The organism is uncultured Ruminococcus sp. (genome assembly GCF_946415235.1).
Taxonomy (GTDB): Bacteria; Bacillota; Clostridia; order Oscillospirales; family Ruminococcaceae; genus Ruminococcus.
Window position 1 is genome coordinate 1 of record NZ_CAMKRR010000080.1, and the last position, 13,121, is coordinate 13,121.

General features: G+C 37.9%; 12 protein-coding genes and 1 riboswitch. Of the genes, 8 read left to right on the forward strand and 4 right to left on the reverse strand.

The genetic code is table 11. The features are described from left to right. Window positions 1-122: 122 nt before the first annotated feature. Together Q0R37_RS12010 and Q0R37_RS12015 are read right to left on the reverse strand one after the other, a co-directional pair. A complete protein-coding gene (locus Q0R37_RS12010) occupies window positions 123-308 on the reverse strand; it encodes a hypothetical protein (protein ID WP_294754721.1) in 186 nt (61 codons plus the stop codon). Window positions 309-502: 194 nt separating this feature from the next. Continuing rightward, entirely contained in the window at window positions 503-1,768 is a 1,266-nt protein-coding gene (locus Q0R37_RS12015) for a dockerin type I domain-containing protein (protein WP_294754722.1), read from the reverse strand. A gap of 515 nt (window positions 1,769-2,283) precedes the next feature. Between Q0R37_RS12015 and Q0R37_RS12020 the strand changes: the two genes are divergently transcribed. From Q0R37_RS12020 to Q0R37_RS12030, 3 genes are all read left to right on the forward strand, one after another. After that, a complete protein-coding gene (locus Q0R37_RS12020) occupies window positions 2,284-2,898 on the forward strand; it encodes a DUF6088 family protein (RefSeq protein WP_294754723.1) in 615 nt (204 codons plus the stop codon). Further along, window positions 2,888-3,799 carry a nucleotidyl transferase AbiEii/AbiGii toxin family protein gene (locus Q0R37_RS12025; protein WP_294754724.1) on the forward strand — a complete coding sequence of 304 codons (912 nt, stop codon included), beginning with the start codon at window positions 2,888-2,890 and terminating at the stop codon, window positions 3,797-3,799. The genes Q0R37_RS12020 and Q0R37_RS12025 overlap by 11 nt, the downstream gene beginning before the upstream one ends. Window positions 3,800-4,507: 708 nt before the next feature. After that, the gene (locus Q0R37_RS12030; RefSeq protein ID WP_294754725.1) at window positions 4,508-7,615 is read left to right on the forward strand and encodes a BspA family leucine-rich repeat surface protein; all 3,108 of its coding nucleotides are present in this window, start codon (window positions 4,508-4,510) and stop codon (window positions 7,613-7,615) included. Between the two features lie 179 nt (window positions 7,616-7,794). On the opposite strand, the gene Q0R37_RS12035 is transcribed toward Q0R37_RS12030, so the two are convergent. After that, on the reverse strand, window positions 7,795-7,962 hold the full coding sequence (locus Q0R37_RS12035; protein WP_294754726.1) for a hypothetical protein: 168 nt from the start codon (window positions 7,960-7,962) through the stop codon (window positions 7,795-7,797). 530 nt (window positions 7,963-8,492) lie between these two features. Here Q0R37_RS12035 and Q0R37_RS12040 point away from each other — a divergent pair. From Q0R37_RS12040 to Q0R37_RS12050, 4 genes are all read left to right on the forward strand, one after another. Then, the gene (locus Q0R37_RS12040) at window positions 8,493-9,410 is read left to right on the forward strand and encodes a hypothetical protein (protein WP_294754727.1); all 918 of its coding nucleotides are present in this window, start codon (window positions 8,493-8,495) and stop codon (window positions 9,408-9,410) included. Continuing rightward, window positions 9,403-9,519: a hypothetical protein gene (locus Q0R37_RS15685; RefSeq protein ID WP_366517429.1), complete on the forward strand. Its 117-nt coding sequence runs from the start codon at window positions 9,403-9,405 to the stop codon at window positions 9,517-9,519. The genes Q0R37_RS12040 and Q0R37_RS15685 overlap by 8 nt, the downstream gene beginning before the upstream one ends. Further along, window positions 9,464-9,940, forward strand: coding sequence for a relaxase/mobilization nuclease domain-containing protein (locus tag Q0R37_RS12045; protein WP_294754728.1), 477 nt, complete (start codon window positions 9,464-9,466; stop codon window positions 9,938-9,940). Before Q0R37_RS15685 ends, Q0R37_RS12045 begins: the two co-directional genes overlap by 56 nt. 212 nt (window positions 9,941-10,152) lie before the next feature. Beyond that, on the forward strand, window positions 10,153-10,524 hold the full coding sequence (locus Q0R37_RS12050; RefSeq protein ID WP_294754729.1) for a hypothetical protein: 372 nt from the start codon (window positions 10,153-10,155) through the stop codon (window positions 10,522-10,524). A 197-nt stretch (window positions 10,525-10,721) separates the two neighbouring features. Here Q0R37_RS12050 and Q0R37_RS12055 read toward each other — a convergent pair whose 3' ends face one another. After that, complete coding sequence (locus Q0R37_RS12055; RefSeq protein ID WP_294754730.1) at window positions 10,722-12,254, reverse strand: sodium/proline symporter; 1,533 nt, start codon at window positions 12,252-12,254, stop codon at window positions 10,722-10,724. Between the two features lie 239 nt (window positions 12,255-12,493). Next, window positions 12,494-12,580, forward strand: a riboswitch (SAM riboswitch). 88 nt (window positions 12,581-12,668) lie between these two features. Between Q0R37_RS12055 and Q0R37_RS12060 the strand changes: the two genes are divergently transcribed. Then, the gene (locus Q0R37_RS12060) at window positions 12,669-13,007 is read left to right on the forward strand and encodes a hypothetical protein (protein ID WP_294754731.1); all 339 of its coding nucleotides are present in this window, start codon (window positions 12,669-12,671) and stop codon (window positions 13,005-13,007) included. Window positions 13,008-13,121: the final 114 nt, after the last annotated feature.

Here is a 13,121-nt window from a genome sequence, read left to right on the forward strand (position 1 = left end):
GTCTCTTTTATTATACACTACTTCAGAGGTTTACACAAATTTTAGGATAGACTCATCCTGCCTGGTCAATTCTATACAAATCGCTATATTACGTCGCTTCAAGGATCATAAGTGAACTCAGTTTAAGTTGATGCGCCATGCCCTGCATCCAAAATTATAATTGGCAGCTCCTCTTCTTCTCCTGTAATTGAAACAGGTACTCCCCCATTTTCAGCTTTTTCGGCTACACGTGATGCTCCGTACAGTGTGAACAAAGCACAGCCGCACAGTAATGCTCCGCTGACTATCTTTCTGTGTGTTTTTCTCATTTCAATTTCTCCTTCCGCATATGCAATATTCAGTCACTGAATAATATTCATAAAATCGACTTTATATGACAAAGTTCTTTTCAATTGTGTTGTATTCATATCTTATCTTAAAGACTAATAGTAATTTAAAGGGTGCACAGTGTGCACCCTTTAAATTCTTATTAACCGTACCTTTTGAAGGAGGTACTATGACTTTACTTGTTTTTCAAAAACTCTTCAAAAGTAAGTTTTCCGCCTGTGGAAATATGTGCGTAAAACGCAAGAATTTTAGAAGCATCAACTGCATCTATAATTCCATTCTTGTTTACATCAGCAGCCTTCTTCTGACTATCACTGAAACCGCCGTCCTGCTTTGTGGAAATACGTGCATAATATGCAAGTACTTTTGATGCATCCACGGCATCTATTACACTGTTATTATCAACATCTCCGAGATTATATTTAGTCGGATTTGTCTGCGTTGTAGTTGTCGTAGTTACGGTTGTGGTTGATTTTTCAGTTGTAGTCACAGAAGTAGTTGTTGTTGTCGTTGTGGGCTTTGTAGTTGTCGTAGATGTTGTTGTGTTCTGAGTCTTAGTAGTTGTTTTGGTAGTAGCATGATTTGAATTTATAGTTGTTGAAGTTGAACTTGTGGTCGAAGACTTTGAGGTTGTATAAGTTTCAGTGGTTGAATTCAGTGTAGTGGTAGTTGTAGTTAAATTTGTACTATCCAAAGAAGGTATTTCTATAACATATGGTTTTAATCTGCTTCCATATAAACTTGTATTGAGTCCGTCATTAACTTCAATATAGTATCCTAAAGTACCCGTTTTGATATCGGATGGTGAAATTTGAGCGAAATATGTTGAGTTAGTCGTGTGTTGCATTTCTAAAGTAGTCCATTTTTCATCATAGATATACCTGTAATACAGTATAACTTTATCGACATTTACATTATTACTTACATCCGCAAAGAATTTTATTTCTTTATTATTCATATCAGTTTTAACAGAAACATCATTGAATGTTGGTATTTTATCATCACTTGACGTGGATGATGATGAAGTAGTTTGAATAGTAGTTGTCACATTTGCTTTCGTGGTCGTTAAATTAGCAGGCATTATTTCAATGGTGTATGGCTGTTTTTCAGTTCCATAATATGCTTTATTAATTCCGTCATTGGCTTCAATATAATACTGAATCTTCCCGTTTTTGACCTCATAAGCGGAGAACACCTTCTGATAGTTTGAACCAGATGTATTCCTCATTTTTATATCATTCCATTCATTTTCATCGCTATATTTGTAGAACAATGTAACATTATCAACCTTTACATTATCGCTTACATCAGCACTTATCACGATAGACTTATTTGGTTCAGAATACGTAACCGGAGTATGCTTGATCTGCGGCTTTTCACTGTCAAGGGGAATGCACTCAATTATATTTGACGGCTTTGATTCGTTAAAATCAGTATCCACGGAAGTAAAATAGTAGTAATACTTCTGACCTGTAATTACATCAATATCGGTATAGTATCATTAGCATTATCAGCTGAATATGCCACCATGAAACACCAAAACTACTGATGAAAAGATTAATTGATAAAGCAACGGAAGTCAAAACGGTTAGTATTCTGTTTTTTCTCATATTATCACCCCTTATAAATAAGCACTTAAGCTTTATACAATTATAACATTAATTCCGACAAATATTGCGAATATTTCGTTATCATTATCCAATATCAAAAGAAATAGTTATTTGTAACAAAAAAGTCAGTATTGTTTATTGCATTACGCTGAATAAGATTCGCAAGTTCGACTTTATATGACAAAGCTCGAATCAATAATACAGTATTCAAAGATAATACATTCAAGGATGGCTTTTCTGCAAGTATTAAATTTGACATTAAAATACTTCTTTTGATATATACTACTATTGACTTATACAGTCAAATATGATATAATGTATTCAGTACAACATGGAGGTGATGAATATGCTGTATGATTATCTTCTTGAGACATTCGGTCAAAATGAACCAATATTCCTTTCGGATATTTCTTATGAGGGGTATTCAGATATCTGGCTAAAAAAGGAGCTTGCGAAGCTGTGTGAGAGCGGTCAGGTCATTCGCTACGAACGTGGCATCTATTATATCCCTGTCAAAACACCATTTGGCAACAGTATTCTGAATCCAAACAGGATCATAGAACGAAAATATTTATCCGAGAAAGGAAAGCGGATCGGATTCTACACAGGAATCACAGCATTGCAACAGGCAGGGCTTTCTACACAGATGTCAAATATTCCTGAAATACAAACGAATAATGAAAATTCAAAACTCCGCAGAGTAAAGGTTGGTAATCAGGAAGTGATTTTACGGAAATCAAGGGTTACAATTGACAATGACAATATATTCGTTTTACAGTTCCTTGAAATGATGAACAGCACTTCAGCAAATTTTTTTGATGAGGAGAGAAAAGCTGTCATCAAAAACTGGATCAGAAAATGTAGTATTTCTCAGGAGCTTGTGACAAAATATGCTCCATTTTTTCCTGACAAGACGATGCGGAATCTCATAGAAAGCGGCGTGATCTATTATGTTGCATAATGATAAAAATACCTTTGAGCAGCTTATCCTGCGGACTTCTGACTATCTCGGAGTCAAGGCAGAGATAGTTGAAAAGGATTATTTTGTAACGCTTTTTCTTAAAAGGATCGCTGATGTTATGCCGGATATTGTTTTCAAAGGCGGCACGTCATTGTCAAAGTGCTATCATATCATCAAGCGTTTTTCCGAGGATATTGACCTGAATCTACAGTCCGAAATTAAACCATCTGTAAATAAGAGGAAACAGCTCAAGACAAATATTATCCAGATCATCAATGATTTGGAATTTGAGCTTACCAACGCTGATGCGATCAAGAGCCGTCGTGATTATAACCGTTATATCATTGACTATCCTTCTTCGCTCTCTGTTGTCTATCTGAAAGAACAGCTTATCGTAGAAACAGCAATATATCAAAGGGCTTATCCTACGAAATTAATGCAGGCAGACAGCCTGATATATCAATATCTCCACGAAAATGGCTATGATATCTATGCAGAACAATATGATTTAAAGCCATTTGAACTGAATGTACAAACCGCGGAACGCACATTGCTTGATAAACTATATGCGTTAGCAGATTATTATCTGCTGAATACCACTACTGAGCATTCAAGACACATATACGATATTTTTAAACTTTCTGAGATTATTAAGGTCGATGACACTCTGAAAGGCCTTGCCAAATCTGTTGCCGATGAACGCAGGTCACATAAAATGTGCCTTTCTGTTCAGAGCGAAACAAACGTGACTGAGGTACTCCATGAGGTTATTAATAAGAAGATCTATAAAGCTGATTACGAAGCGATCACTATTCCCCTACTATTTGAATCTATTTCATATGATACAGCAATATCAGCTTTAAAGGCGATTCTTCAGAACGGTATATTTGATAAAGTTTGATTTTCTCATGTATGCACTTCCCTCCAAAGACTATGGCTTGTAATTATATCAGTTTTGCACACTCCACATTTGGGATACACACCTTATGTCTGAACCACCCACATTCTCAAAAATAATTAATATTCGCTCTGCCGTATCATAGGAACATTCTGTTACATATTGCAAATACATAATATAAACCAGCTCCCATTCGGGAGCTGTATCTTTTAAAAGTGTGAAATAAAGGTGAAAATCCATATTTAGCAAAGAAATGTAACTATAATCCCTCAACCATTTAGCCATTTAACAAACAGAAAATCATCCAATTAAGCTCATTCTATGTAAATGGCTATATTACATCATTTCAAGGAATAGAATCAATCCAAGCTTTAGTTGTATCACTATGCTAACAGCTAAGACTATAATTATCAGTATACAGTATAAAAGCAACAAATCTGCTGAAATAGTTTCACTGCATCTGATGAAAAAATTTTCCCTTGTTGTTCTTATGATTGAAAAAAGCTGTTACACTTTAAATTAAAATTGCGTTATTATAATTAGGGACATTACCTCTTACATATTATTTGAAGCATCATCGTTTTGTTTATGAACAAACTGTTAATTATATACAGCTGTCTTTTTATTTGTTTTAATAAGTGATATAATACTACTGTACGCTTTACTAAGGCGAATGTAAACTATCAGTATATTTTCAAGGAGGACTAATCAATGAAAAAATCGTGCAAGAAAATCACTGCATGGACTCTCTCACTTGCTTTATTAGCAGGAAATGCAGTGCTTTTTCCACAAAACCTCATCTCTCTGACTGCAAAAGCAGCTGTTTCAGTTTCGGCAGTGCAGGGAAATGACCAGTCGTACTATGACGCAGAGACACAGACCCTTCACCTCGAGGGTTATGTCAGAAACAGCAATGACGGCGCAGGTGTTATACTTCCTGACGGAGTAAAAAGGGATGAAATCATGGTAATAACAGCTGACGAAGGAGCTGTTCTTCCGAGCAACTGCAGCTATTTCTGTCAAGGAATGAACAGTCTCAAGGCAGTTTATCTTAAAAACGCCGATACCTCAGGCGTTACGGATATGTCATATATGTTCTTTACTGGGAAGGATACATCAGAAAAATGGTATAACGATATTGAATGTGTTGATCTGAGCAACTGTGACACATCCGCTGTAAAAACTATGGAAGGAATGTTCAAGGACTGTTTAGTTGCTATCTTTAAGCTTGATGGCATCGACACTTCAAACGTAACAAATATGTCGAGAATGTTTGAAAGCTGCGGGCATATAGAGTACGTTGTCGAAAGGTTTTACGGTCCGTCTGATGATCCTCATGAGGACTATGAAAAATCACTTGATCTCAGGGCTTTAAATACAAGCAGCGTAACTGATATGTCTTATATGTTTTACGGATCAAATTACATCTCTATTGATCTGAGCAAATTCAATACCTCAAAGGTCAAAGATATGTCAGGAATGTTCAGTTCATGCACAATGCTTGGTCCACTTGACCTGAGCAGTTTTGATACATCAAATGTTACTGATATGTCGCATATGTTCAGTGATACCTATAATTGGGCTTGGGGAACAGGCATGAGTGATCTTGATCTGAGCAATTTTGATACATCGAAAGTTACTGATATGTCAGGTATGTTTTCGGAAACAAGGTTAAGCTCACTCGATCTGAAAAGTTTTGATACAAGCAATGTTATTGATATGAGTGGAATGTTCAGCGGTTCAAGGTACTTAAGTCATGTCAATATGCGAAGCTTTGATACCCGTAACGTAAAAGATATGTCATCCATGTTCTGCGGCACCAACTTTAGCACAATTGATATCCACAACTTTGTTATTTCTGACGATACAGAGATTGACTGTATGTTTGTGATCGGCACCAAGTACGCCAGAGACAGAGACATTATTCTGCCGTATGGATGGACGGCAGAAAAAATGATGGAAAAGGACTATTCTATTTTCTTTTCAGGCAATGCTGATGTAAATGTTATAGAAGCTACAGATGAATCATATTATGACACAAAGACAAAAACACTTCACCTCAGCGGTTATATCAGAAACAGCAATGATCTGTCAGGCATCATACTTCCTGACGGTGTTGATAAGGACAAAATAGAGGCTGTAGTTGCCGAAACAGGAGCTGTACTTCCCCAGGATTCAAGTGATCTGTTCAGTTATATGTCTTCTCTTAAAACAGTTGATCTGAAAAATGCAGATACATCTTTTGTTCATGATATGTCAAGGATGTTTAAGGAATGCAGTTCTTTGAGTTCGATCGATCTGAGCAGTTTTGATACATCATATGTTACTGATATGAGCGGAATGTTTTACCATACTGCACTTACATCGCTTGATCTCAGCAGCTTTGATACATCAAGGGTCAAAGATATGTCTGATATGTTTGGCTGTATGTATTCAATAAAGGCACTTGAGCTCAGCAGCTTTGACACATCAAATGTTACTAATATGGCTGGTATGTTCAACTCGTGGTGGCACATTGCTGATCATGTTGATATCAGCGGATTTGACACTTCAAAGGTCACGAATATGCATGGAATGTTCTATTTTGGCGGCGGAGATACCTTTGATCTTAGTAAATTCAATACATCGAATGTTACTGATATGTCAGAGATGTTTGGCTACAGTGCCTTTGATATAATTGATCTCAGCAGCTTTGATACTTCAAAGGTAACAGATATGTCTTATATGTTTATCTGTTCTGCTGAAACCATATATGTCGGCCCCGGCTGGACAACAAAATCAGCTGTTGGCTATTCAATGTTTGAGGACTGCTATGAACTCAAAGGCGGTGCAGGAACAGTATATGATCCGGAGCATACAGGCATAGACTATGCTCACGTAGACGGCGGCAAGAATAACCCCGGATACCTCACTTCGAAGCAGCAGGACTTATTCAAAACACAGAATCTGATCCTCAGCGGTCAGATAGGCGTAAGCTTTAACCTCGACCTTTCTTCACTTACAGAGCAGGAAAGAAATGCAAGCTATATGGAGTTCAGTATCAATGGCAGAACATCAATAGTTCCTTTTGACAAGAATTCCAAAAATGCAAGCGGCAAGTATTACCGCTTTACCTGCTACGTAACATCTGTCGAAATGGCTGATACCATTACTGCGGTATTCCATTACGGCAGCGGAAGCATAGTAACTAAAAAATATTCGGTACTTGATTATATCAATACTATCGATAAAAACGCCTCAAGCTATGCTGATAAAACCCTTGCTCTCGTTCATTCCATAGCTGATTACGGTCACTATTCACAGCCGTACCTTGCTGCAAGCAATAACTGGACCATTGGCAAGGAGCATAAGGAAATGAGCAAGTATTATACCAGCTCATATTCTTATGACTCTATTAAGAAAGCAGCAAGCAAATACCAGCGCCTGCTTGACCTCGGAAAGTCGGATATCGAAAAGATAACCTATTCGCTCTCACTGAATTCCGGTACTTTCCTTAATGTATTTATCAAGGCGAAGGATAATTATACCGGCAGCGTAAAGGTCATAATAAAGAAGGGCAATGCAGCAACATCATATACTGCCGTTAAGCAGGCAGACGGACGTTACAAGGTTACAATCCCGAACATTTCGGCACATCAGCTCGGAGATACGTATACTGTCACAGCTGTAACGACCAACGGTACTGCAAAATGCAGCATATCCGCACTTTCTTATGTTTACGCAATTCTTAGCGGAAGCAGCTACGATAAAACCGCTAAAGACGCAGTTTCATCACTTTACAAATACTATGATGCTACAATGAACTATCGCTACAAATAATGTCAACGACAAATTACATACCACACCATACAACAAGGTCATTGACATATACTTGAGAGATGTTCTGAACATAACGATATAACCTACGACAGCTCCCATTAGGGAGCTGTTTCGTTTTAAATATGTGAAACAAAGAAAAATACTGGTATAGAGTTGATAAATGCAACTGTTACACCATGTCATGCATCTAAAGTTATAATTGGTAGTACCTCTTCCGTGCCTGTAATCGAAACAGTCACTCCCAAATTTTCAGCTTTCTCAGCTACACATGACGCAACATATAGCGCGAACAGGTTACATCCACACAACAACGCTCCAGCGAATATCTTTCTGTGAACTTTTCTCATTTCAGTTTCTCCTTCCGCATATGCAATATTCAGTCACTGAATAATATTCGCAAATTAGACTTTATATGACAAAATTGACCATTGTTGTTATAATAAATAAAAAAAGCTGTTACACTTTAAACTTAAATTGCGTTATTATAAAAGGAGGCATTTATTATTGGAAAAAGAATACATAATTAATTGTGTTCCATGAAATAAATAATATTTTTTAGCAATAATTGATTAGAATGTAAATAAGAAGCTTTTTGTGACATATCTTTTGTATACAATTCTTTCCCATGATATTCGAGATTATTATAATTATATTTATGAAGTTCTAATCCTAAAATTACTTTAATTTATGGCCTTTAGTTTTAAATTGCATATCAAAGTAATATCTTTCATTATTTATCATATTACTAAATTTATTCAGCATCTGATATACAAGTTTAATGTACTACATATAATCAATAATTGACTTGATTTATTCAGTGAATTATTGTAAAATAAATATCAGATAAATCTATTTTATATAATATTTATCAAGAAAGGTGGGAGAAAACTATGAAAACATAGCATTTTTTATATTATATACACTATTCAACAAAACTAATACAACGGAGGTAAAAAATGTTAAAAAACTATTATCAACTGTTCTTTCACTTACAACAGCAGCAAGTTTATTAACTACGTTCCCTGAAAAAGCTGAATGCACAGTAAAAGTACCCTATCTTGTAAACGATGAAAATTCAGGCTTTGAAATCAATCGTATAACTTCAAAAGATTATTTTAAAGCAAAATCACTGATAGCTGATTATCTTAATGCTGTCAATGTTTATAAAGATATTGAAACAGAAATTGAAAACACATCAAATCCGATAAGGAAGAAACGTTTGCAGCTGGAACTCGAAAAACAAGGCTTCATCACATATAGTTTTGCTTATGAAGCAGCAACCTGCTTAGGTATTGACATGGAGAATCCCTCAGAATGGCAATTCAGCAGAAGCAGCTCACTTTCAGGACACATTGAAACTGTATGGGGCGATCTTGATTTTGATTTCAGCAGTTATATAGATATTAACAAAAAAGACAAATCCGAACCAGAACCTGAAGAATATGATGATGAAGTCATAGTCCTGAACGGAAAGTATGATGCAAAGACAAATACTATCCAGATGAACTGGTTGGATACCATAAAAGCTGATGAATACAACCTCTATGAATCTGATGACGGTGACAAATACACTCTTATTGATACAGTCAGCAAATCAGTGTACTCTTACGAGATCAAAGATGAATTCAAAGAAAAATATTTCAAAGTAACTGCCATCACCACTGATGACAAAACCATCTCTTCCACACCTCTGCATATAATCAGGACAGAAGACGGATATGGTATAGAATATAAGGATTCCGACAATGACGGACTCCAGGATTCATACGAGATCTACATCGGTACAGATGTTTGATAACTGCAATAACCTTACCTCATTATTGCTTCCGAATACGTTGAAGACTATTAGTGCATATTCGTTTACAAGCTGCAAATCAGGTCCTCAAGGAAGGCTTCGGTATTAACCCAAATGATTCATATCAGGCTTTTCAACATTTCAAGAAAGTTGCGGAGTTTTGGGGTAATGAGGACAATACTCCATGCTTCCACTACGTTACTTCTTTCACTGGTGAAACAGCACCGACTGCTGAGAAAGCAATGGAGTTAACAAACGAAATATTCAAAGATGTAACCGATTCCCATCTTGCTGCAACTGGTACTCACTTCAAGGACAGAGAATGGAATTGGTATCATAATCACACAGTGGTGAGTCCTACAAACATCAATGACGGCTCATTGATGTATGGTGATAATACTACAAATTTCGCATTGGCTCAAAAGATGGCTGATGTAACCGTTCAACCTACCAAACTGATCATCAGGAAAGAGGATGGCACTGAGGTTGAAATTCCTAAGGTATTCGTTCCTCATGACTATGGTGATTGATCTTAACCTGATATAGCCATATTTATAATTATTGCCCCCAAAAAAGAACAGCTACAAGGTATATCTATACTTATCCCGGCCATTATGCCGGGAAAGCTGTTTGCTTTCTTTTATCTTGTCAATTATTCTATTATTATACTTTTTGATAAATATATTATTTTTATGATAAAGCTACAAAGGATAATGTTTGGTTAAGAAAAAAGAAGGGGCTTATGAAAAAGGAAAAGCGGAATGTTATTGTGCGTAGGTTTGAGGTTCTTGCGGATGACTTCAGGTTTGATGACAGCAAAAGCATATGTACAGTTACAGTAAATACGCTAAACAAAACAATCAGTTTTGCTAATGAATCAGGAGATTTCCCGACATTATATATCATTTTGATGGCCATGAGTGTTAACAAATACTGGCTTCAAATTGTTGATAGCTTTGAAAGGCCAGCGGATATGAGCCAATATTTTCTTCTAACTCACTGGATTAGCTTTGAAGTGTCGGACTTCTATCTATGTCATGAGGTGGAAGATGGATTGCCTGTAGGAGGCGGCGATGACGCCGCCTACCTCTCACACCACCGTGTGTACCGTTAGGTGCACGGCGGTTCAATCAATTTAACAAGTAACACACCTTTCGGTGTAATATACACTTTCCACTATCTGAGCGTGTTCGGGACTTTCACTCGTTATCTCATGCTCATTTCGTACAAACAAAAACAAGGACCGACATCAGTCGGTCCTATATTATCATATGTGTATGTCTGATTCTTTTGACAGGGACGGCATTAGAGTTACTTATTGAGTTCTGCCTTTACAGTTTCATATTCCAGAGTTGCTTCCTTTTCAGGAGCGCCTGTAAGAAGCGAAACTATTATAATAGCTGCAAATGCACAGAGGAATGCAGGAAGGAGCTCATATATAGCAAGTACGCCGCCCATAGGAGCAATAACGAACTTCCATACGAATACCATTACCGCACCTACGATAAGTCCTGCCATAGCGCCCCATTTATTTGAGCGCTTCCAGAAGAGTGCTGACAGCATTACAGGTCCGAAGGTAGCACCAAAACCTGCCCACGCAAAGGATACTACTCTGAATACCGAGCTGTCCTGATCCCATGCAAGCACAACTCCGCAGACTGCAATAACGAGGAGCACAACTCGTGCAACCAGCATTGAAGCCTTATCTCTCATTTTAACATTGAATACGCCCTTGAGGATATTCTCTGACATTGATGATGAAGCTGCAAGGAGCTGTGAATCCGATGTGGACATAGTACAAGCAAGGATACCTGCGAATACAAGTCCCGCAATAACAGCAAGTCCCACATGATGCTCGCTCATGTACTGAGCTATCCTGATGACAACCTTTTCGGAATTGGTGCCGTCAAGAGCTTCAAGCTTTCCGCTTGCAGAAAGAGCGTTTCCGATAAAGCCGATAACTATGGCGATACCCATTGAGATAACTACCCATACGGAAGCTATCCTTCTTGAAGTCTTTATCTTGTTTTTGTTCTCGATAGCCATGAAGCGGAGAAGTATATGAGGCATACCAAAGTAGCCGAGTCCCCATGCAAGAATAGATGCTATAGTGAGCAATGTATACTTATCTGCTCCGCCTGTTTCGGTATTGTGGATATGGCTCAGGGACAAATATCCCTTCAATGAGTCAGCATTTTCAATAACATTGCCAACTCCTCCTGCTGCACTGATACCAAAGAGGACAATGCTTATGAGCGCAACGGTCATTACGATGCTCTGGATAAGGTCAGTGGTGCTTGCTGCAAGGAATCCGCCTGTACAGGTATAGGAAATGATGATAGCAGCACTGATTATCATTGCAAGATGATAGTCCCAGCCAAACAGAGAGCTGAACAGCTTTCCGCAGGCAGAGAAGCCCGAAGCAGTATAGGGAACGAAAAAGATAAGTATTATGAGAGCCGAAACGCCCATGAGTATCTTGCTCCTGTCCTTATATCGCTCAGAGAAGAAGTCAGGGATAGTGATAGCACTGCAGCGCTGACTGTAGACCCTCAGGCGCTTTGCCACAAAGAGCCAGTTAAGGTATGTACCGATAGCAAGTCCGATAGCAGTCCATCCTGCTTCTGCACCGCCTGTGAGATAGGCAACTCCGGGAAGTCCCATGAGGAGCCAGCTGCTCATGTCTGAGGCCTCTGCACTCATTGCAGTTACCAGAGGTCCGAGCTTACGTCCGCCGAGATAGAAATCGCCGACGTTTTCGTTTTTCTTTGAGAAGATAAAGCCAACCGTAACCATTAGTATGAGATAGGCAATTATCGTTCCGATAATGATGATGTCTGTCATGTTTTACTCCTTTATAGTTTATTAACGTTAAAAAGTAATTATAATTATATCCCATATAATGCAATAAGTCAACATATTCTCAAATATATCGGTAAAATGTCCATAAACAGCAATAGCTTTTATGGAGGTTTTCACAGAATTAGGGTGATATTCATGATAGACAAAAAGACACTTCTGCCGTGACCGTCTGATCGGGAAAATAAAGTTTGACAATAAACGAAAATTATGATAATATAAAGGTACCATAAAGAGTACGCGAGGGACAAGCCCGCTGACCGTACAGCAACCTGCGAAAACGTAAGGTGCTAAAGCTTGAACGATGGGATGATAAATGATGCTTATTCAGCGATCCTGTCGTTACGATGGGGTCGCTTTTGTGCTCTTATGGAATATTTTATAAGGAGTGCATGAATTATGCGTACTATCAGGGAAATGTTAGGAAACGACGAGAAGATATGGGTATATCTCAAAAATGAGGATACCCGTAAGGAGTTTGCCCGAATGGCTGCAGCTGAAGGATTTCACTTTGGCGAAATTCCCTTTGAGAGCTGGGCGTTCGGTTATGTGGTTGCCGTACACAGTAACGGTGATATGGGACATCTGCCGCTGTTTATATGGTGCAGTTCTTTTGCAGCTGATGCCGACAACTGTCCGCGGAAGGTCGATTTTAACCTGTATCTCAACAATAAGCATGATCATTGTTGTAATACATCTCATTTCAAAGAATTGCGATCTATCGGTACTGCTATTTGAATACAATAAAAAACGGCTGCCCTATGTAAAAAAGCTCCCTGAAAAACAGGGAGCTTATAAATCAAATGTCCGTGACAAAGGGGGTTATGAGTATCATCAGCATACATACAGGGC